Source organism: Rhodococcus sp. NPDC127527, from assembly GCF_042672245.1.
Lineage (GTDB): Bacteria > Actinomycetota > Actinomycetes > Mycobacteriales > Mycobacteriaceae > Rhodococcus_G.
The window spans coordinates 267,258-286,112 of sequence record NZ_JBHXVP010000002.1 but is presented as its reverse complement, the minus strand read 5'-3'; the positions used below and the strand labels follow the sequence as shown (position 1 = coordinate 286,112).

Here is an 18,855-nt window from a genome sequence, read left to right as displayed (position 1 = left end):
CGCACTGCCGTCATCCACGATGTGCTGAGAGCGAACAGCCACTCAGACGAGACCGAGGACCGCCATCCGCTCCGCGTGCCGCTGCTGCATGCGGTCGAAGAGCGCCGCAATGCCGTTGAGGTCACCGCTGGCGGTGATCACGATTTCGGTCAGCGCCTCACGCTGAGCCATCACGAACTGCGCCTGGGTGATCGCCTCGCCGAGCAGTCGGCGGCCCCACAGCATCAGCCGGTCCTTGTCCCTCTTGCTCGCCGCGACGGCGGCGCTGACCTCGTGGACCACGAACTCGGAGTGCCCGGTCTCGGCCAGGACCTCGCGCACCACCGCCGCGACCGACGGGTCGAGCGAGTCCGCGATCTCCAGGTAGAAGTCGGCGGCAATGCCGTCGCCCACGTGCGCCTTGACCAGCGACTCGAGCCACGTCGAGGGCCGGGTGGAGGCGTGGTAGTCGTCGAGCGGCTGCACGAACGGCGCCATCGCGGCGTAGACCTCCTGACCGCGGTCGGTCAGTGCGGCGTGGAGCGTCTCGAAATGGCTCATCTCCGCGGCCGCCATGCTGGCCAGCGCGACCTTCCCCGGCAGCGAGGGGGCCATCTGCGCATCCTCGGCGAGGCGGTAGAAGGCCGAGATCTCGCCGTACGCCAGGACGGCGAACAGTTCGCCAACGCCGGGGTGATCGGCGGCGATTACAGGGGTCAGGGAATCCGCGGAATTGGCTGCCATGCGGCTAGCCTAGACCGCCCGGTCGCCAGCACGCCGACGTGACATTTCCCATGCGCCTACCTGCGAACACGGCCGCGCAAGCTACCATTGACGCGGGGAGCCGCCCGTTACCCGAGCAAACGGGTACACGATATTGGCGCGGCGCCCCGCAGATAATGTGCGCGCACCTGATTCGAGGTCCCTTCCCGCGCCGCGTCGAGATCACCACGATCTCCACGCCGGGCAGCAGGAAGCGCGACTCACGGACGAGGGCACCGACATCGGCCGACACCCGGCCTGGCCCCAGCTCGTGCGCGCGTGCCAACGAGGAAGGCCAGAGCACTGAGCAAGATCACGATCGACCATGAAGACGACGCGAGCGAGACGACACTGTCCGCCCAGCTCGACGAGACCCACACCGCACCGACCTTCGCCGAACTCGGCGTCCGCGACGAGATCGTCCGGGCCCTGGCGGAGATCGGCATCGACCGCACCTTCGCAATCCAGGAACTGACCCTGCCGCTGGCCCTGGCCGGCGACGACCTGATCGGTCAGGCCCGCACCGGCATGGGCAAGACGTTCGGTTTCGGCGTCCCCTTGCTGCACCGGATCGCGACCACCGACTCCGGCACCACCGCGCTCGACGGGACCCCGCGCGCGCTGATCATCGTGCCGACCCGCGAACTCTGCATCCAGGTGACCGAGGACCTGGTCAACGCCGGCAAGTACCTGAAGGCCGGCGACCGCAAGCTCGAGGTGCTCTCCATCTACGGCGGCCGCCCGTACGAGACGCAGATCGAGGCCCTGCAGAAGGGCGTCGACGTCGTGGTCGGTACCCCCGGTCGCCTGCTCGACCTCGCCAAGCAGGGTCACCTGATCCTCGGCAAGGTCGGCGTGCTCGTCCTCGACGAGGCCGACGAGATGCTCGACCTGGGCTTCCTGCCCGACATCGAGCGCATCCTCGGGATGGTCCCCGACAAGCGCCAGACGATGCTGTTCTCGGCCACCATGCCGGGCCCGATCATCACCCTCGCGCGCACCTTCCTCACCAAGCCGACGCACATCCGCGCCGAGGAACCCGAGTCCTCCGCGGTGCACGACCGCACCAGCCAGCACATCTACCGTGCGCACGCGCTCGACAAGGCCGAGATGGTCGCCCGGGTGCTGCAGGCCGACGGCCGCGGCGCGACGATGATCTTCACCCGCACCAAGCGGACGGCCCAGAAGGTCGCGGACGAGTTGAACGAGCGCGGCTTCACGGTCGGCGCCGTGCACGGCGACCTCGGTCAGATCGCCCGGGAGAAGGCGCTCAAGGCGTTCCGCACCGGCAAGGTCGACGTCCTGGTGGCGACCGACGTCGCCGCCCGCGGCATCGACATCGACGACGTCACCCACGTTATCAACTACCAGTGCCCCGAGGACGAGAAGACCTACGTGCACCGCATCGGCCGCACCGGCCGCGCCGGCCGCACCGGTATCGCGATCACCCTCGTCGACTGGGACGACATCCCGCGGTGGCAGCTGATCGACAAGGCCCTCGGTCTCGGTATCCCCGAGCCGGTCGAGACCTACTCGAGCTCGGACCACCTCTTCGCCGAGCTGAACATCCCGACCGACGCCAAGGGCACCATCCGGAAGCCGAGAACCCAACGAGCCGAAGAGGTTTCGTCCGGCGAGCGCTCGGTCGAGACCGGCGATGCCGACAAGTCCGAGCGGCCGCGCCGGACCCGCACCCGCAAGCGCACCCGCGGTGGGCACGCAGGTGAGGCCCCCGCGGCCGGGACCGTGAGCGCCGACGCGTCGGCCGCGGAGTCCACCGCACCGTCCGCGGAGGCCGCGCCCGCGCGCCGCCGTCGCCGCCGTCGCAAGCCCGCCGCCGCAGGCGCGTCGGCCGCCGTCGCCGCACCCGCGGAGTAACCGCCCGCATGGTCGCACCCGAGCGGCGCACCCGCGTCGACGTCCTCGTCGCCTGCGCCATCGCGGTGAGCCTGCTCGTCGCTGCCGGCGTCGTCTGGCTGCGCAGCGACGCGCGGGGCACCGTCTCGGTCACCGCGCAGCACCCGGCCTCTCCCGCCGAGTCGGCACTGTCCGTCCCGGCAACCCTGTCCGAGGCATGGCGTGCCTCGAGCCGGGAGACCGCGGTCCCGCTGGTCGCGGGCGGCGCCGCCGTGACCGCGGACGACGGCACCGTGCTCGGGCGCGACCCGGCCACCGGCACCGAACTGTGGCGCTACCAGCGCGACATGCCGCTGTGCGGCGCGATCGGTGCCTGGCACACCGTCGTGGCGGTCTATCGCGACCGCCTCGGATGCGGCCAGGTCACCCAGCTCGACGGTTCGTCGGGTGCACGTCAGGCGCAGCGCAACAGCGACGCCGACGACTCGGTCACGCTGTCCGAGGACGGCACCTACCTGACCTCCCGCGGATCGACCCGACTCGAGGTGTGGCGCTCGGACCTGGTGCGCACCCTCGAGTTCGGCCGGGTCGACGCACCGGTGAATCCGGGTGCCCAGCCCCGCTCCGGCTGCACCCTGCTCTCCTCCGCGTCCAGCAGCAGCCGGCTCGCCGTCCTCGAGCGTTGCCCCGGCGAGTCCGCGGACCGGATCAGCATCCTCAACCCGTCCCCCAAGGACAATTCGAAGCCCGAGGAGTACGGCTCGACCCTGCTCGACGACGCGGGGCAGGACGTCACCGGTGCGGCGGTGCTCGCCGTCTCCGGTGACCGCACGGCGGTGTACGTGCCTGCCGGCGTCGGCGGCAGCACCCGGATCGCCGTCTACGACGGCTCCGGATCGCTCGTGACCCAGTTCCCGGTCGACGGCGACGTCTCCCCCACCGCCCGGGTGGTGCGATCCGGGTCGATCTTCGCGTGGTGGACCGGGTCGCGTGTGATCAGCCTCCGCGCAACCGATTTCACGCCCGGCTGGACGGTCGAGGGCGCGCTCGGGCCCGGCACCACGATGGCCGGCCAGTTCCTGGTTCCGGTGGACGGCGCGGTCGCGGTCGTCGACCCGACCACCGGTGCCCAGACCGGCCGGATCCCCGTGGACCGGCCCGGCCCGGCCCCCGCGGCACTCGGCGGCCGGCCGATCACCAGCGCCGCCCTTGGGTCGATCCTGCTCGAGCAACGCGGCGACGAACTGGTCGCCCTGCACTGACCGCGAGCCAGGCTAGCCTGCGCTGAAGGTCCTCAGGTCTGCGCCCGAATCCCAGTGCGCCACCAGGTTTTCCGCGAGCTCACGGTATGCCTGCCCACCCTTGCTCCGCCTTCCCGCGAGCACCGTCGCGCCCGAGGCACTCGCCTCGGCGAACCGCACCGTGCGCGGGATCGCCGGTGCGAGCACCGGCAGGTCGTACCGGTCGGCGACGTCCGAGAGCACGTCCCGGCTGTGCGTGGTGCGCGCGTCGTAGAGGGTCGGCAGCGCGCCGAGCAGGCGCAGGTCCGGGTTGGTGATCTGCTGAACCTCGCCGACGGTGCGCAGCAACTGTCCGACGCCGCGGTGCGCGAGCGTCTCGCACTGCAGCGGCACCAGCACGGCGTTCGCGGCGGTGAGCCCGTTGAGCGTGAGCACGCCGAGGGACGGCGGGCAGTCGATCAACACGACGTCGAAATCGTTGTCGAGCGTGGCCAGCGCGCGCTTGAGACTGAACTCGCGACCGGGCCGCATCAGCAGCACCGCCTCGGCGCCCGCGAGGTCGATGGTCGCCGGGACCAGCGAGATGCCCTCGTCGGTCTCGAGGATCACCTCCCGCATCGAGACCTGGCCGGTCAGCACCTCGTGAACCGAGGACTCCAGCCGGTCCGGATTGTGGCCCAACGAGAACGTCAGGCAGCCTTGCGGATCCAGGTCCACCACCAGCACCTTGCGGCCGAGTCCGGCGAGCGCGGCCGCCAGCGAGGCCACGGTCGTGGTCTTGGCGACCCCACCCTTTTGATTCGCCACAGCGAGCACAGTTGTCACGGCAGTGATCTTTGCCTACTTCGGCCGACATGGCGAGTGTTGACGTCGCCACCGCCTGCCATGATGGAACGGTGACCACCGCCGACGCCCGTATCGTGCTCCTGCGGCACGGCGAGACCGAGTGGGCTCGTACCGGCAGGCACACCAGCCACACCGACGTGCCGCTGACCGCGAACGGCGAACGGCAGGCCCGGGCGGCCGGCGCGCGGATCGCCACCCTCGACCTGCGCGATCCGATGGTGCTGACCAGCCCCCTCCTGCGCGGTGCCCGCACGGCCGAGCTGGCAGGGCTCGACGCGATGCCGTGGGACGCACTGGTCGAGTGGGACTACGGCGACTACGAGGGGCTGACCACCCCCGAGATCCGCGAGAGCGTTCCCGGTTGGACCGTGTTCACCCATCCCTGCCCTCGCGGCGAGAAGGCGGAGTCGGTGCAGGCGCGCGCCGACATGGTGCTCGCGATCTGTGCCTCGTGTCTGGACGAGCGCGACGTGGTCCTGGTCGGGCACGGCCACTTCTCGCGGTCCCTGCTCGCCCGCTGGGCGAGCCTGCCGGTGCACGAGGGCAGGCGGTTCGCCGCCTCCCCCGGCAGCTTGTCCGTGCTCGGCTTCGAACACGGCACCCATCAGATCGTCTCGCTCAACATCGTGTCGCAGTCACCGAACGAAAAGAGGAAGACCCCATGATCCGACGGGTCACCCCCGAGGACGTCCCCGCGGTCACCGCCCTCGTGTACGAGCTCGCCGAGTACGAGAAGGCGCGCCACGAGTGCACGGTCACCGAGTCGCAGTTGACGACCGCGCTGTTCGGCGAGCACCCGTCGGTGTTCGGACACGTTGCCGTCCAGGACGGCGTGGTGGTCGGGACGGCATTGTGGTTCCGGAACTTCTCCACCTGGGACGGCGTGCACGGGATCTACCTCGAGGACCTGTACGTCAAGCCCGAGTTCCGCGGCGGCGGCCACGGGACGGCACTGCTCGCCACGCTGGCCCGCGAGTGCACCTCACAGGGATACTCGCGACTGAGCTGGTCGGTGCTCGACTGGAACGCGCCGTCGATCGCGTTCTACGAATCGCTCGACGCGAAGGCCCAGGACGAGTGGACCACGTACCGGCTCTCCGGCGACGCGCTGGAGAAGCTGGCCGCCGCCGGCTAGTCCTCGGACACGTCGTCGTACGCCTGCGCCATCCACCGCGACGTCGGCGTGCTGAAGAGCAAAACGAGGGCGGGAACGACGACCACGCCGAACGCGACCCCGAGCAAGGGTTGGTGCGAGCCGGTCAGCAGCGACCACACGAACGGCAGCAGCAGCAGCTGCGCGACGACGGCGATCGTCCTCCCCCAGCGCCGACCCAGGAACAGCGCGAGGCCGGCCGCGAGCACCGCGCCACCGAGAATCACCAGCCAGGCGGCGGTGCCGTAGCCGCTGGCCACGCTCTGGTCGTAGCCCAGGAGGACCCGGATCACCAGGAACACCGCGTACCCGACGGCGACGGCGCCCTCGAGGGCGACCAGCACACCCGCGACTCGGACTGTGGTGGGCGGGGCGGACGACGTGGAAGGCTCGGACACGGCGCCAGCCTATAGAACAGGGCGACCCGGCTAGGCTGATGCCCCGTGCGCGCGCTGCTGATCGTCAACCCCAATGCCACCTCCACCACTCCCGCGGCGCGCGACCTGCTCGCGCACGCGCTGTCGAGCCAGGTGCAGGTTCGAGTGGTGCAGACCACCCATCGTGGTCACGCCGCCGAACTCGCCCGTCGCGCCGCGCTCGAGGGCGTCGGACTGATCATCGTGCACGGCGGGGACGGCACCGTGAACGAGATCGTCAACGGCCTGCTCGGCGCGCCAGAACCCGGATCCATGCGCGCGGTCACCATCGGCCCGATCCCGCCCGTCGCCGTCGTTCCGGGTGGCTCGGCGAACGTGTTCGCCCGGTCCCTGGGCATCAGCCAGGATCCCGTGGTCGCGACCAATCAGTTGATCGAACTGTTGGCGCTGCGCGAGCGTCGCAGCGTGGGACTGGGTCACTGTGACGGCCGCTGGTTCACCTTCAACGCCGGCCTCGGGCTCGACGCGCAGGTGTGCGAGGCCATCGACGCGAGCCGCAGCAACGGTCATCCCGCGACGCCCGCCCGCTATGTGAGAACAGCGATCCGCACCTTCTTCCGCAACAAGTCCCTCGAACCGGCGCTCACGGTCGAGGTTCCCGGCCATGATCCGGTCGACGGGGTGCACTACGCCTTCGTGTCCAACTCGAGCCCGTGGACGTATCTGGACGAGCGGCCCGTTCGGGTCAACCCGGAGACCTCGTTCGACAATGGACTCGGGGTGTTCGCGATGAGGACGACGGCCGTCGCGCCGAGCCTGCGAGTGGTCCGCCAGCTGCTCACCCCCGGCTCACAACCCAAGTCGCGCAAGCTTTTTCGAGTGGACGACGTGCCGAAGGTGCGAATCCGCTCGCGGGTCCCGATCGCCCTGCAGATGGACGGCGACTACATCGGCATGCGCAGCGAGGTGGAGTTCGTGTCCGTGCCCCACGCACTGACCGTGATCGCCCCCAGCAGGGCCTGACGCTCCGCGTTCCGCGGAGACAGTTCGCACGAAATCTTACGCCCCTAGTGCAAAACAGCCGCGAGCGGGGTACAAAGTAACGCAGACCACACCAGGGTGACCGTGAGAGTGAGTTACCCCACGGACGGGCCAATTTCTATTGACTTCCTGCGCGTTCGTGAAAGCATTCACAAGCAACAGCGCGGAAACAATCGACTGACCGCGCATGAATGACGCGATACGAGACGGTGCGAATCGCACCCGGTAAAGGAGCAGAAGGATGGACTGGCGCCACAAGGCAATCTGTCGGGACGAAGACCCGGAGTTGTTCTTCCCCGTGGGCAACAGCGGTCCGGCCATTGCGCAGATCGCGGACGCCAAGCTGGTCTGCAACCGTTGCCCCGTCACCGCCGACTGCCTGTCCTGGGCACTCGAGTCCGGCCAGGACGCAGGCGTGTGGGGCGGCATGAGCGAGGACGAGCGTCGCGCGCTCAAGCGTCGCAACGCGCGCACTCGCGCCCGCAGCGCGGTCTAGTCACCGCCCAGCATACGAACGGGCCCGGCACCCACAGGTGCCGGGCCTTTGTCGTCCGCGGGGACGGTCAGGGTCGGGGTGCGCGGCGGCCGAGGGGCACCCGCAGCGCGGCGTCGGTGCCGCCGTCGGGTCCCGGGTTCAGGCCAAGCGATCCGCCCAGTTCCGCGGACACCAACGTCCGGACGATCTGCAGACCCAACCGGTCCGACCGTTCCAGGCTGAATCCGGGCGGCAGTCCGCTTCCGTCGTCGTGGATGACCACGTCCAGCCAGCGGGCCGACCGCCGCGCCTGCAGGGTCACCGTGCCGGGCGCCCCCGGCTCGAAGGCGTGCTCGATGGCGTTCTGCACCAGTTCGGTGAGCACCATCACCAGCGGGGTCGCGCGCTCCGCGGGGAACACCCCGAGACTGCCCTCGCGCCGGATCTGCACGGCGCTGTTGACCACCGCGACGTCGGCCATGATCGGCACCAGCCGATCGACCACCTCGTCGAGGTTGACCTCCTCGTCGACGGACATCGACAGGATGTCGTGCACCAGCGCGATGGACGTGACCCGCCGCACCGATTCGCTCAGCGCCTGCCGAGCCTCGTCGTTGCCGGTGCGCCGCGCCTGCAGTCGCAGCAGTGCGGCCACGGTCTGCAGGTTGTTCTTCACCCGGTGGTGGATCTCCCGGATGGTCGCGTCCTTGCTGAGCAGCGCGCGGTCCCTGCGCTTGACCTCGGTGACGTCCCGGATGAGGACCACCGCACCGGAGGGCTGGCCGCCCGGCCGCAAGACCAGGGTGCGCACCAGCACGATCGCGCCACGCGCCTCGACCTCCATCCGCTTGCCCGCCTTGCCGGCAAGCGCGCTGCGGATGTCGTTGGCGACGTCCTGCGCGTCGAACGGGTCGGTCACGAGCGTCCGGGTCACCGAGGCGAGGTCGCGGCCCTTGAGGGTCGTCGTGGTCAGCCCCATCCGGTGATAGGCCGACAGCGCGTTGGGGCTGGCGTAGACGACCGTGCCGTCCGAGTCGAGCCGGATGAATCCGTCACCCGCGCGGGGGCTGGAGAGGATCTCGCTGTGCTCCTCCGGCGTGGGGAAGGTCCCCTCGCTGATCATCTGGCAGAGCTCGCCCGCGCAGCCCAGATAGGCCACCTCGAGCGGGCTGGACTGGCGCTTCTGGGTGGGGTTGGTGTCCCGGCTGAGCACCGCGATCACCTCGCCGTTGCATCGGACCGGGATCGCCTCGCGCCGCACCGGGGTCCCGTCGACGGGCCGTTCGTCGGGCACCCGCACGATCCGCCATTCGGCCATGGCCTGGCGCACGTGCGGGTGCTGGACATCCGAGGCGACCCAGCCGACCGCGTCCTCGGCGAAGGCGGTCGGCGCCGTGGTCGGCCGACACTGGGCGACACAAACCAGGTCGCCGGGGCCACCGATGTCGAGCCTGCCGACGTCCGCGCTCACCCACAGCAGCACGTCCGCGAACGACAGGTCCGCGAGCAACTGCCACTCCCCGACCACCCGCTGCAGGTGGTCGACGGCGTCACCGGGCAGGTCGGTGTACTCGGCGAGCAGGTCGCTCAGTGTGGACATCGGTCAGCGTCGGCGAGTCAGGAGATGACGGCGATCAGGTCGCCCTGCTGGATGACGTCCCCGACGGTGACGCCGACCGAGGTCACCGTGCCGGGCACCTCGGCCAGGACCGGAATCTCCATCTTCATCGACTCCAGGATGACCAGGGTGTCACCCTCCTCGACCTCGTCGCCCTCGGCGACAATCACCTGGAAAACGGTGGAAACCATCTCGGCACGCACGTCTTCTGCCATCGAGCACCTCGCTTGTGTTGACCTGCCAATGGAAGTACAGCCAACCACACGTGGAAGAATGTCCCCGAGCGAGATCTGAGGGAAGGAGACAACCATGGGTAAGCGTGGTCGCAAGAAGCGCAGCCGTAAGGGCAACAAGGCCAACCACGGCAAGCGTCCAAACAGCTGACGCGCCGTAGGCGAAGCCTCACGAGGGCCGGGACACACTGTGTCCCGGCCCTCGTTGCGTCTCGGGGAGGGCAGGGTGCACATTCCCCGAATGAACGTTATACGCAACACTTTTCGGAATTTTCCTCGCAAATCTGGCACTGCGGGATAGCCTTCAGCCCGCGACCCCGGAGGAGACCATTCGGCATGTTTCCACCACACCTCGACTGGAGATCCATGACCGACACACCGTTGCGCCGATTCGCCAGGACACGTCGCACCCTCGCTCGCGCCGCCACCACGGCCACAGTCGCCGCGCTGATGGTCGTTGGTCTCACTGGCGTCGCCGGCGCGATCGGGTCCGCCGACGCAGTCGACGCGGCCACCGGATCCGCCGGACCCGCCGCCCACGACCCGACCGCAACGAGCGCGACCACGACGCACGGCAACCTCACCGTCAGGCACGAAATCATCGGACCCAACCTCGGGTTTGCCGGCGAGACCGTCCACTACCGCACCACCATCTCGGCGGTCGAGGGCCCCGCACGGCAGGTCACCGAGATCAGCGAGTACCCCGAGTGGTACTCGTGCGTCGACCCCTCACTGAATCGGCAGTCCAGCACCGTGACGTACACCGGCGCGGCGGGCGCACGCACTACCGACACGGTGCCCCCCAACTACCCCGCACGGGGATCATGGACGGTCGACCCCGCCTCGGGAACCACCGTCGTCTACGACAGCGTGTACACCTACAACGATCCTCGGCTCGGGCCCGCGGTGGGTTGCCGCGTGGCCGACACCGCAAAGCCGGCGAGCGCGGGTTCGGTAAACCTCACTATCGGTCTCCGCATCAGCGTCGCCGGCCTCGACACCCTGAACTGGTATCCGACGGGGGTGACGGCGACCTGCACCCTCGACTGCCAGTCGATGCCGCTCGCCCTCCTGACCTACCCGCTCACAATCCTTCTGCCAGGAAGCTGACCGCGCCATAGGAACGCGCCCCAACTCCCACGAACAACACTTACGCACAACAGTTTTCGCGATCGTACAGCCCCACCGCACATTTCACCTTCACTCTGGAACGGAGACCCATGCCCTCCTTGACCCGTCCCGCGGTCCGACGCCTCGCGTCGGTCCTCGCGGCCACCGCACTGCTCACCGGCGGCATCGTCGCAGGAACCGGCACCGCTGCGGCAGCGCTGCCCGCCACGGACGTGTGCGGCCCTGCGGGGTTGCCCGGCTGCTCGCCAGCGCCATCCGGATCCGTTGGAGTCAACATCTACAACATGCTCATCGGCACCTTGTTCGACCTGCACAGCCACGGGAGCTAGATGCCAGACGAGGGCCGCCCGGGACACTTCCTGGCGGCCCTCGTCGCAGTTGCCGAGCTAGACGTCCAAATCGGCTCGGTTCTCCGTCCGCACACCGTCCACACGTGTGTCACGGACTGCGACGAAGGTGTACGACAACGTCTCCGTCACCCGCGAGATCGTCGACACGAACGTCGGACTTCCCCGGCGACACTTTCACCCACCGCACCACCAAGAGCGTGGCCGCGACCGGTTCGTGGACCGTCGATGCCGCCACGGGCGCCACCGTGGTCTACGAGAGCACGTACCACTGGGTCGATCCGAACACGGGCACAATGGAGGGAATTGATTGCGGGGCTCCGTGTCCGTCCGTGGACTCGGTGGACCTCGACACCGCGCTGAGCATCGACATCAGCGGCCTCTGCACCCCCGACTGGCACCCGACCGGCGCGACAGCCCCGACGTCTTCGGGGTGGCTCGATTCGTTGTTCCACCGGTGCGCCTACTGCGCCGGATCGACCCGGGTGACGATGGTGGTCTGACCGAGCTGGATCCGCAGCCGGTGCCGCAGGCTGTCGGGGGCGTGCTCGCCTCCGAACTTGCGGGCGAGCAGCGACCAGACGTCCGCGATCACCGCAGAGCAGTCCAACTGTTCGAACTCGATGGAATGCGGCCAGAGGCCCCCTGCAGACGGCCTCGACCCCCTCACCTGGGCCACGGCGAATCCGTCAATTCGCCCGCCCGACAATCGCAAACGGGCTATCGTTCCACGCCAGGGTCGGGGGGGACCAATCGGTATGTTTCCGTGTCGCCGGCACCCGGCTCCCGACAGTCCACGGACGACCACTCACCCAGGAGAACCAGTGCCCCACACCCGCCGACGCACCCTCGCCCGCCTCGCCGTCACCACCGCGGCCACCGCACTGCTCGCCGCCGGCGTCACCGGCATCGCCACCGCCCAGTCCGCCGACACCGGGTCCGCGACCACGAAGCGCGCCACCACGACCCACGACAATCTCACCGTCACCCACGAAATCATCGGTAGCAACATCGGATTGGAGGGTGACGAAATCCACTACCGCACAACCATCTCCGCAGCCGACGGCCCGGCACGCCAGGTCACCGGGATCGAGGAATTCATCTCGGACAGGGTGGGCTGCTTCAACACGTGGACGACGGCAAAGTCCGGAACCGTGACGTACACAAACGATTCGGGTGAGCGGGTGTCCGAATCAATGCCATATGTCCGTGGCCACGAGTACGCGGCGGTCGGGTCGTGGACCGTCGATCCTGCAGCGGGAACAACCGTCGCGTACGACACCGTCCGTGAATTCAGGACCGCGTTCGGTGGACCCGCCGTGGGTTGCGACTGGGAGGGCCACGCATCCCCATCGAATATCGATGCCTCGCTGACGGTCCGAGTCGACGGCCTCGCGCCCCTCGATTGGCGCCCGACGGGTGTCACCGTGACCTGCGCCGCCTCCTGCCTCATCCCCGGCAGCCCTGCCGGTTCGGTCGACATGGTGCTCGGCTCCGCATTGTTCGGGAGCTGACCCGCCCGTTCTCATGAGAACGTTTCGCCCCCAAGCGAAAGACAGCCACAGGGCCGGACACCTTCGGGTGTCCGGCCCTGTGTCGCAGGTTCCAGCAACTGGACACCGGGCGGCCACGACTCCCGGTACAGGGCAAACGCCATGGGCCGGGACACTGTTCGTGTCCCGGCCCATGGCGTTCGGGGCTACAGCCCCGGGTCGATACGACTGACGATCGTGGTCTGCGTCAACTGGATGCGCAGCCGCTGCCGCAGGCTGTCCGGGGCGTGCTCGCCGCCGCACTTGCGTGCGAGCAGCGACTTGACCTTCGCCTCGATTCCGTACGCCTCGAAGCAGGAGCCGCAGTCCTCCATGTGCTGCTGCAGCCGCGCCCGGGTGCGGTCGTCGCACTCGTTGTCGAGCATCAGCCACACGTCGGCGATCACGGCGGAGCAGTCGAGTCGCTCGAATTCGTTCTGCTCGCTCACCGGGACGCCTCCTGCTCCTGGCCGGTGGCCGCGGTGGCGGCTCCTCGGTTGAATCCTCGTTCGCGGGCCACGTCGGCGAGCAGTCCCCGCAGTTGCTTGCGACCGCGGTGCAGCCGCGACATCACGGTGCCGATCGGGGTGCCCATGATCTCGGCGATCTCCTTGTACGGGAATCCCTCGACGTCGGCGTAGTACACCGCCATCCGGAACTCCTCCGGCAACTCCTGCAGCGCGGCCTTGATGTCGTCGTCGGGCAGCGCATCGAGAGCCTCGACCTCGGCCGACCGCAAACCCTGCGAGGTGTGCTCGGCCGTCGCCGCGAGCTGCCAGTCGGTGATCTCGTCGGTCGGGTACTGCGCCGGCTGACGCTGCTTCTTGCGGTACGAGTTGATGTAGGTGTTGGTCAGGATCCGGTACAGCCAGGCCTTGAGATTGGTGCCCTCCTTGAAGGAGCGGAACGCCGAGTAGGCCTTGATGTAGGTCTCCTGGACCAGGTCCTCCGCGTCCGCGGGGTTGCGCGTCATGCGCAGAGCTGCGCCGTACAGCTGGTCCAACAGCGGCAGCGCATCGCGCTCGAACCGCGCGGTCAGCTCGGCCGCCGACTCCGCTGGCTGCTGGTCTTCTGGCTCACGCCGGTCGTTAGGCACGCTGATCCCTTCAGTCGCCGTAGGGATCAAGGCTACCGCCACCCGTTCGACGGGGATGCGGTCAGCGGGGCGCTCGAGGCACTGCACCGACACCTACGGACTCCTCTCGGGACGGATCAACGTGCTCGGTGCAACGCCGGGTCGGCGCGGTGTGTTCCCGCGAAACTAGAGTCGTCGCCATGGCAGGCTCCGCAACCCCGGCAACGCAGGCACTCGTCAAGGGCAAGGTCGCGCACCGCGTACACAGCTACGAGCACGACCCCGCGAGCGCCTCGTACGGCACCGAGGCAGTGGACGCGCTGGCCGCCGACCTCGGCCTGGAGGCCGCGCAGATCTTCAAGACCCTGGTGATCAAGACCGCCGACGGCAAGCTGGCGGTCGCGGTGCTGCCCGTCCCGGACAAGCTCTCCCTCAAGGCCGCCGCCGCGGCACTGGGGGCGGGCAAGGCGGTGATGGCCGACCAGGCGGAGGCGCAGCGGTCCACCGGCTACGTCCTCGGCGGCATCTCCCCGCTCGGCCAGCGCAAGAAGCTCCCGACCGTGATCGACTCGTCCGCGGCGAAGTGGGACCGGGTGCTCTGCAGCGCGGGCCGCCGCGGCCTCGAGATCGACATGGATCCCGCCGACCTGGTCCGGCTGACCGGCGCGGTGCTCGCGCCCATCACCGCGGGCTGAGCCCGAAAGTCCGTGCACGGGGAATTACTCTCCGGTCAGGGACTGTTGCACCACACAACGACTTGTCACCACGAACGACCGTTGTCATCGAACAGAAGGCGCTACCACCGTGACCGTTCCACTCTCGATCCTCGACCTGGCCCACATCGGAGACGGGGAAACGGCCGCCGACAGCTTCCGGTCCAGCGTGCACATGGCGCAGTCCGCCGAACGGTGGGGCTACGACCGCATCTGGTACGCCGAGCACCACAACATGCCGTCCATCGCCTCGTCGGCCACCAGCGTGCTCATCGCGCACGTCGCCGCGCACACCGAGCGAATCCGACTGGGCGCGGGCGGCATCATGCTGCCCAATCACGCGCCCCTGACCATCGCCGAGCAGTTCGGCACCCTCGCCGAGCTGCACCCCGGCCGGATCGACCTCGGTCTCGGGCGCGCGCCGGGCAGCGACCAGCAGACGATGCGGGCGTTGCGCCGCGACCCCAGCTCAGCGGAGTCCTTCCCGCAGGACGTGCTGGAACTGCAGGGCTACCTCACCGGACCGTCCCGTGTCCCTGGCATCGAGGCGACGCCGGGCAAGGGCACCGACGTGCCGCTGTACATTCTCGGCTCCTCGCTGTTCGGCGCGAAGCTTGCCGCGATGCTGGGTCTGCCGTACGCGTTCGCCTCGCATTTCGCGCCCAACGCCCTGCACGACGCGATCGCGATCTACCGCCGCGAGTTCCGGCCGTCGGCACAGCTGTCGGAGCCGTACGTGATCGCGGCCGCGAACGTCATCGCCGCGGACACCCAGGAGGAGGCCGACCGGCTGTTCCTCGACGCCAAGCGCAAGCGGGTCGGGTTGTTCGTCGGCCGCGGCCGCACCTTCACCCCGGACGAGGCGGACCTCATCCTCGAGTCCCCCGCGGGCCAGCAGGTGCTGCAGATGGTCCGGTACTCGGCCGTCGGCACCCCCGCCGTCGTGCGCGACTATCTGGACCGGTTCGCCGAGCAGACCGGCGCGGACGAGCTGATGGTCGTCTCCTCGGCTACCGACCGGACCGCCTGGTTGCGCTCGCTCGAGCTCCTCGCCCAGGTCAGCGGGCTGGTCACAGCAGGCTGATCTGCTCGCCCACCGCCGACCCCGCGGGGCCCGCCGGCGCGATCAGGTCCGGGCCGTCGTTGCGGACGCTGTTCACCCGGTCCGACACCCGCCGGATCTCGATTCCCCCGGCCACCTCCGCGGCCACCTCGCCGAGCAGTTCGGTCGGTGCGTCCGCGTCCGGGTCGAGCCATCGGTCCCAGTGCTCGGTCGGGAGGATCAGCGGCATCCGGTCGTGGATCGCCTGCAGCTCGCCTACGGAGTCCGTGGTGAGGATCGTGGCGCTGAGCAGCGGCGCGGCGTCGGCGTCCCGGTCATGCCACACCGACCACAGCCCCGCCATGTACAGCCGGGAGCCGTCGGCCGGGGTCATGAAGTAGGGGACCTTCGCCGCCTTCCCCGACCCGGCGGGCTCGGTCAGCCACTCGTACCAGCCGTCCATCGGGACCAGGCACCGTTTGGTCTTCAGCGCCGTGCGGAACGCCGGCTTGGTCGCGGCGGTGTCCGCGCGGGCGTTGAACAGCGGCGCGCCCTTGGCCGGCACGCCCGGTGTCCCCGATTTGGTCCACGGCGGCACCAGGCCCCAGCGCATCCGACGAATCCGGCGCGCGGGCGCGTCGTCGGGATGCTCGCGCGAATGCCTGCTGACCACTGTCAGCACCGGGTCGGTCGGTGCGACGTTGTAGTTCTCGGTCGGCTCGCGTGAATCGGACCCGGTCTCGTCGACCGCGTCCAGTTCGACCGCCAGCAGGGCCGGGTCCACCGTGGTCGCATATCTGCCGCACATGGGACCATTGTGCGCGTGAGTCTGTGGAGAGCGCCCCTCGCCGAATCGCCCGTGCACGCGACCGTGACCCTGCCGGGCTCGAAGTCGATCACGAACCGAGCCCTGATCCTCGCGGCGATCGCCGAGGGACCCTCCACCGTGACCGGGGCGCTGCGCAGCCGGGACACCGACCTGATGATCGACGCGCTGCGCGCACTCGGCGTCGGGATCGAGGAGGTCGGCGGCTCGCCGACCACGCTGCGCGTCACCCCCGGACCGCTCGGCAGCGCCACTGTGGACTGCGGCCTCGCGGGCACGGTGATGCGCTTCCTGCCGCCGGTCGCGGCGCTCGCGGACGGACTCGTCTCCTTCGACGGCGACGAGCAGGCGCGCACCCGGCCGCTCGGCACCATTCTCGAGGCACTGCGCGGACTCGGCGTCCGGATCGACGGGGACGGGCTTCCGTTCACGGTGACCGGTCACGGATCGGTCGCGGGCGGCGGCGTGACCATCGACGCCTCCGGCTCGTCCCAGTTCGTCTCCGGACTCCTGCTCTCGGCGGCCCGGTTCGAGGACGGCGTCACGGTGCGACACGCCGGCGCGTCGGTACCGTCCATGCCGCACATCGACATGACGGTGGAGATGCTGCGCGAGGCGGGCGTGCGCGTGCAGACGCCTGCCGACGGGACTGCGAACACCTGGCAGGTCTGGCCCGGACCCGTCACCGCGGTGGACTGGGTGATCGAGCCGGACCTGTCGAACGCGACTCCGTTCCTGTCCGCCGCCGCCGTCACCGCGGGCACGGTGAGCGTGCCACTGTGGCCGTCGGCCACCACCCAGCCGGGCGACGCGATCAGGGGGATCCTGGGTGAGATGGGATGCGATGTCACCCTTCACGATTCACTGCTGACAGTCACCGGCGCCCGCACCCTGCGGGGCATCGACGTGGACCTGCACGACGTCGGCGAGCTCACCCCCACCGTGGCGGCGCTGGCCGCGCTCGCCGAGGGGCCGTCGGTCCTGCGCGGAATCGCCCACCTGCGTGGCCACGAAACAGACCGGCTCGCAGCACTTTCCACGGAGATCAACAACCTAGGCGGCGCCGTGACCGAGACCGAGGACGGATTGCGGATCGAACCGCGACCGCTCCACGGCGGCGCCTGGCGTTCCTATGCCGACCACCGGATGGCGACCGCGGGCGCGATCCTCGGCCTCGTCGTCCCGGGCATCGACGTCGACGACGTGGGAACCACCGCGAAGACCCTGCCGGGGTTCGAAAAGCTGTGGGAGACAATGCTCAGCCCGATCGGGGCACCCTCCTGACCGCCCGCCGGTACGACGAGTCCGACGTCCGGATCCGCCCGGGCAAGGGCTCGCGTCCGCGCACCAAGACCCGGCCCGAGCACAGGAGCGCCGAGTCCGCGATGGTGGTCTCGGTGGACCGTGGGCGCTGGGGGTGCGTGCTGGACGGCGACCCGGACCGCCCGGTGGTGGCCATGCGGGCCCGCGAGCTCGGCCGCACCCCGATCGTCGTGGGCGACCGGGTCGGTGTGGTCGGCGACGTCTCCGGCCGCACCGACACCCTCGCCCGGATCGTGCGGGTCGAGGACCGCAGCACGGTGTTGCGCCGCACCGCCGACGACACCGATCCGTACGAACGCATCGTGGTGGCCAACGCCTCGCAGCTGCTGATCGTGGTCGCGCTGGCGGACCCCCCGCCGCGCACCGGGTTCGTCGAGCGCGCACTGGTCGCGGCCTACGTCGGCGGCCTGAAACCCGTCCTGTGCCTGACCAAGGGCGATCTCGCCGACCACCAGGAGTTCGCGGCCGCGTTCGCCGACCTCGACGTGCCGGTGGTGCTCGCCGGTCAGGACGACGCGCTCGACGCGGTGCAGGCGATCCTCGCGGGTACCGTCACCGCGCTCATCGGACATTCCGGCGTCGGCAAGTCAACCCTGGTGAATCGCCTTGTGCCCGACGCGGATCGGGCCACCGGCGTGGTGTCCGGCGTCGGCAAGGGCAGGCACACGTCCACCCAGTCGGTGGCGCTTCCGCTGCCCGCGTTGCCCGGCCAGTCCGCGGAACTGCCGCGCGGATGGGTGGTCGACACACCCGGCATCAGATCCTTCGGACTCGCCCACATCTCACCGGACGACGTGATGGGCGCGTTCACCGATCTCGCCGCCGCCATCGAGGACTGCCCGCGCGGATGCAGCCATCTCGGTCCGCCGGCGGACCCCGAGTGCGCACTGGACCGACTCGAGGGCGAGGCCGCCCGCCGCGCCGCCGCGGTGCGCCTGCTGCTGGTCGCGCTGACCTCCAACGAGGCCTGGTAGACACGAGGTCCCCCAGGTCACGGTTCGGACAATTGCCGAATTCGCCCGTCGCCGATTCGCGACCCGTGTTTACACTGTACGAGCTCAGTTCTGATTCGAATCAGCTCACAGGTCACGACATCTCACAAGTCACGACGAAGGAGTTCAGATGAGTTCAGAGATCATTGCGGCCGGATCGTCCATTCTCGGCGACATCGAGAGCATCATCAAGACGCTCATCAGCACCGGCTCGGCGATCGTCGGCTCGACCGACAAGTAGGTCCCGACCGGACGGTTCTGACTCGGGTGCCCACCCGTCGGGGGCGGGCAC

At 69.4% G+C, this 18,855-nt stretch carries 23 protein-coding genes; 14 read left to right on the top strand and 9 right to left on the bottom strand.

All coding sequences use genetic code 11. The features are described from left to right. Positions 1–42: 42 nt before the first annotated feature. Positions 43–723 (bottom strand): ferritin-like fold-containing protein, encoded by a 681-nt coding sequence (locus ACFVH2_RS04265; RefSeq protein WP_378422565.1) that lies wholly within the window; start codon positions 721–723, stop codon positions 43–45. A gap of 297 nt (positions 724–1,020) precedes the next feature. Between ACFVH2_RS04265 and ACFVH2_RS04260 the strand changes: the two genes are divergently transcribed. Both ACFVH2_RS04260 and ACFVH2_RS04255 read left to right on the top strand, forming a co-directional pair. Continuing rightward, positions 1,021–2,619, top strand: a complete 1,599-nt coding sequence (locus tag ACFVH2_RS04260; protein ID WP_378422563.1) for a DEAD/DEAH box helicase — start codon at positions 1,021–1,023, stop codon at positions 2,617–2,619. Between the two features lie 8 nt (positions 2,620–2,627). Continuing rightward, the gene (locus ACFVH2_RS04255; RefSeq protein ID WP_378422561.1) at positions 2,628–3,860 is read left to right on the top strand and encodes a hypothetical protein; all 1,233 of its coding nucleotides are present in this window, start codon (positions 2,628–2,630) and stop codon (positions 3,858–3,860) included. A 12-nt stretch (positions 3,861–3,872) separates the two neighbouring features. On the opposite strand, the gene ACFVH2_RS04250 is transcribed toward ACFVH2_RS04255, so the two are convergent. Then, the gene (locus ACFVH2_RS04250; RefSeq protein WP_378422559.1) at positions 3,873–4,664 is read right to left on the bottom strand and encodes a ParA family protein; all 792 of its coding nucleotides are present in this window, start codon (positions 4,662–4,664) and stop codon (positions 3,873–3,875) included. Between the two features lie 71 nt (positions 4,665–4,735). Between ACFVH2_RS04250 and ACFVH2_RS04245 the strand changes: the two genes are divergently transcribed. Together ACFVH2_RS04245 and ACFVH2_RS04240 are read left to right on the top strand one after the other, a co-directional pair. Further along, positions 4,736–5,350, top strand: coding sequence for an acid phosphatase (locus ACFVH2_RS04245; protein WP_378422557.1), 615 nt, complete (start codon positions 4,736–4,738; stop codon positions 5,348–5,350). Continuing rightward, positions 5,347–5,820, top strand: a complete 474-nt coding sequence (locus ACFVH2_RS04240) for a GNAT family N-acetyltransferase (RefSeq protein WP_378422556.1) — start codon at positions 5,347–5,349, stop codon at positions 5,818–5,820. The genes ACFVH2_RS04245 and ACFVH2_RS04240 overlap by 4 nt, the downstream gene beginning before the upstream one ends. Here the strand turns inward: ACFVH2_RS04240 and ACFVH2_RS04235 are convergent. Then, on the bottom strand, positions 5,817–6,236 hold the full coding sequence (locus tag ACFVH2_RS04235) for a hypothetical protein (protein WP_378422554.1): 420 nt from the start codon (positions 6,234–6,236) through the stop codon (positions 5,817–5,819). The two genes, ACFVH2_RS04240 and ACFVH2_RS04235, sit on opposite strands and share 4 nt — an antisense overlap. Before the next feature lie 45 nt (positions 6,237–6,281). On the opposite strand from ACFVH2_RS04235, the gene ACFVH2_RS04230 reads away from it, so the two are divergent. Both ACFVH2_RS04230 and ACFVH2_RS04225 read left to right on the top strand, forming a co-directional pair. Further along, entirely contained in the window at positions 6,282–7,238 is a 957-nt protein-coding gene (locus tag ACFVH2_RS04230) for a diacylglycerol/lipid kinase family protein (RefSeq protein ID WP_378422552.1), read from the top strand. Positions 7,239–7,497: 259 nt separating this feature from the next. Next, a complete protein-coding gene (locus ACFVH2_RS04225) occupies positions 7,498–7,752 on the top strand; it encodes a WhiB family transcriptional regulator (RefSeq protein ID WP_007537924.1) in 255 nt (84 codons plus the stop codon). 67 nt (positions 7,753–7,819) lie between these two features. On the opposite strand, the gene ACFVH2_RS04220 is transcribed toward ACFVH2_RS04225, so the two are convergent. Next, a complete protein-coding gene (locus ACFVH2_RS04220; RefSeq protein ID WP_378422551.1) occupies positions 7,820–9,331 on the bottom strand; it encodes a sensor histidine kinase in 1,512 nt (503 codons plus the stop codon). 17 nt (positions 9,332–9,348) lie between these two features. Then, on the bottom strand, positions 9,349–9,564 hold the full coding sequence (locus tag ACFVH2_RS04215; RefSeq protein WP_378422549.1) for a biotin/lipoyl-binding carrier protein: 216 nt from the start codon (positions 9,562–9,564) through the stop codon (positions 9,349–9,351). A 94-nt stretch (positions 9,565–9,658) separates the two neighbouring features. Between ACFVH2_RS04215 and ACFVH2_RS04210 the strand changes: the two genes are divergently transcribed. The 3 genes from ACFVH2_RS04210 (at position 9,659) to ACFVH2_RS04200 (ending at position 11,042) form a co-directional block, all read left to right on the top strand. Continuing rightward, on the top strand, positions 9,659–9,733 hold the full coding sequence (locus ACFVH2_RS04210; protein ID WP_115967926.1) for a 50S ribosomal protein bL37: 75 nt from the start codon (positions 9,659–9,661) through the stop codon (positions 9,731–9,733). Between the two features lie 215 nt (positions 9,734–9,948). Continuing rightward, positions 9,949–10,692 carry a hypothetical protein gene (locus ACFVH2_RS04205; protein WP_378422547.1) on the top strand — a complete coding sequence of 248 codons (744 nt, stop codon included), beginning with the start codon at positions 9,949–9,951 and terminating at the stop codon, positions 10,690–10,692. A 110-nt stretch (positions 10,693–10,802) separates the two neighbouring features. Then, positions 10,803–11,042 carry a hypothetical protein gene (locus ACFVH2_RS04200; protein WP_378422545.1) on the top strand — a complete coding sequence of 80 codons (240 nt, stop codon included), beginning with the start codon at positions 10,803–10,805 and terminating at the stop codon, positions 11,040–11,042. Between the two features lie 481 nt (positions 11,043–11,523). Here the strand turns inward: ACFVH2_RS04200 and ACFVH2_RS04195 are convergent, their stop codons facing one another. Further along, a complete protein-coding gene (locus tag ACFVH2_RS04195; protein ID WP_378422678.1) occupies positions 11,524–11,670 on the bottom strand; it encodes a hypothetical protein in 147 nt (48 codons plus the stop codon). 214 nt (positions 11,671–11,884) lie between these two features. Between ACFVH2_RS04195 and ACFVH2_RS04190 the strand changes: the two genes are divergently transcribed. After that, positions 11,885–12,574 carry a hypothetical protein gene (locus ACFVH2_RS04190; RefSeq protein WP_378422544.1) on the top strand — a complete coding sequence of 230 codons (690 nt, stop codon included), beginning with the start codon at positions 11,885–11,887 and terminating at the stop codon, positions 12,572–12,574. A 185-nt stretch (positions 12,575–12,759) separates the two neighbouring features. On the opposite strand, the gene rsrA is transcribed toward ACFVH2_RS04190, so the two are convergent. Then, positions 12,760–13,041, bottom strand: coding sequence for a mycothiol system anti-sigma-R factor (gene rsrA, locus ACFVH2_RS04185; protein WP_378422542.1), 282 nt, complete (start codon positions 13,039–13,041; stop codon positions 12,760–12,762). Continuing rightward, positions 13,038–13,694: a sigma-70 family RNA polymerase sigma factor gene (locus tag ACFVH2_RS04180; RefSeq protein WP_378422668.1), complete on the bottom strand. Its 657-nt coding sequence runs from the start codon at positions 13,692–13,694 to the stop codon at positions 13,038–13,040. The genes rsrA and ACFVH2_RS04180 overlap by 4 nt, the downstream gene beginning before the upstream one ends. Before the next feature lie 173 nt (positions 13,695–13,867). Here ACFVH2_RS04180 and ybaK point away from each other — a divergent pair, with 173 nt between their 5' ends. Together ybaK and ACFVH2_RS04170 are read left to right on the top strand one after the other, a co-directional pair. Beyond that, on the top strand, positions 13,868–14,362 hold the full coding sequence (gene ybaK, locus ACFVH2_RS04175; protein WP_378422540.1) for a Cys-tRNA(Pro) deacylase: 495 nt from the start codon (positions 13,868–13,870) through the stop codon (positions 14,360–14,362). Positions 14,363–14,471: 109 nt separating this feature from the next. Further along, complete coding sequence (locus tag ACFVH2_RS04170) at positions 14,472–15,464, top strand: LLM class flavin-dependent oxidoreductase (RefSeq protein ID WP_378422538.1); 993 nt, start codon at positions 14,472–14,474, stop codon at positions 15,462–15,464. Here the strand turns inward: ACFVH2_RS04170 and ACFVH2_RS04165 are convergent. Then, complete coding sequence (locus ACFVH2_RS04165; protein WP_378422536.1) at positions 15,451–16,230, bottom strand: SOS response-associated peptidase; 780 nt, start codon at positions 16,228–16,230, stop codon at positions 15,451–15,453. The genes ACFVH2_RS04170 and ACFVH2_RS04165 overlap by 14 nt on opposite strands. A 6-nt stretch (positions 16,231–16,236) precedes the next feature. On the opposite strand from ACFVH2_RS04165, the gene aroA reads away from it, so the two are divergent. Together aroA and rsgA are read left to right on the top strand one after the other, a co-directional pair. Then, positions 16,237–17,532, top strand: a complete 1,296-nt coding sequence (aroA, locus tag ACFVH2_RS04160; protein ID WP_378422666.1) for a 3-phosphoshikimate 1-carboxyvinyltransferase — start codon at positions 16,237–16,239, stop codon at positions 17,530–17,532. Further along, positions 17,493–18,545 (top strand): ribosome small subunit-dependent GTPase A, encoded by a 1,053-nt coding sequence (gene rsgA, locus ACFVH2_RS04155; RefSeq protein ID WP_378422534.1) that lies wholly within the window; start codon positions 17,493–17,495, stop codon positions 18,543–18,545. The genes aroA and rsgA overlap by 40 nt, the downstream gene beginning before the upstream one ends. Positions 18,546–18,855: the final 310 nt, after the last annotated feature.

What these genes read in the sequence shown, in the direction of transcription:
- ACFVH2_RS04265 (WP_378422565.1), bottom strand. Translation starts at nt 723, where the DNA reads ATGGCAGCCAATTCCGCGGATTCCCTGACCCCTGTAATCGCCGCCGAT.
- ACFVH2_RS04255 (WP_378422561.1), top strand. Translation starts at nt 2,628, where the DNA reads ATGGTCGCACCCGAGCGGCGCACCCGCGTCGACGTCCTCGTCGCCTGC.
- ACFVH2_RS04240 (WP_378422556.1), top strand. Translation starts at nt 5,347, where the DNA reads ATGATCCGACGGGTCACCCCCGAGGACGTCCCCGCGGTCACCGCCCTC.
- ACFVH2_RS04225 (WP_007537924.1), top strand. Translation starts at nt 7,498, where the DNA reads ATGGACTGGCGCCACAAGGCAATCTGTCGGGACGAAGACCCGGAGTTG.
- ACFVH2_RS04220 (WP_378422551.1), bottom strand. Translation starts at nt 9,331, where the DNA reads ATGTCCACACTGAGCGACCTGCTCGCCGAGTACACCGACCTGCCCGGT.
- ACFVH2_RS04215 (WP_378422549.1), bottom strand. Translation starts at nt 9,564, where the DNA reads ATGGCAGAAGACGTGCGTGCCGAGATGGTTTCCACCGTTTTCCAGGTG.
- ACFVH2_RS04205 (WP_378422547.1), top strand. Translation starts at nt 9,949, where the DNA reads ATGACCGACACACCGTTGCGCCGATTCGCCAGGACACGTCGCACCCTC.
- ACFVH2_RS04200 (WP_378422545.1), top strand. Translation starts at nt 10,803, where the DNA reads ATGCCCTCCTTGACCCGTCCCGCGGTCCGACGCCTCGCGTCGGTCCTC.
- ybaK (WP_378422540.1), top strand. Translation starts at nt 13,868, where the DNA reads ATGGCAGGCTCCGCAACCCCGGCAACGCAGGCACTCGTCAAGGGCAAG.
- ACFVH2_RS04165 (WP_378422536.1), bottom strand. Translation starts at nt 16,230, where the DNA reads ATGTGCGGCAGATATGCGACCACGGTGGACCCGGCCCTGCTGGCGGTC.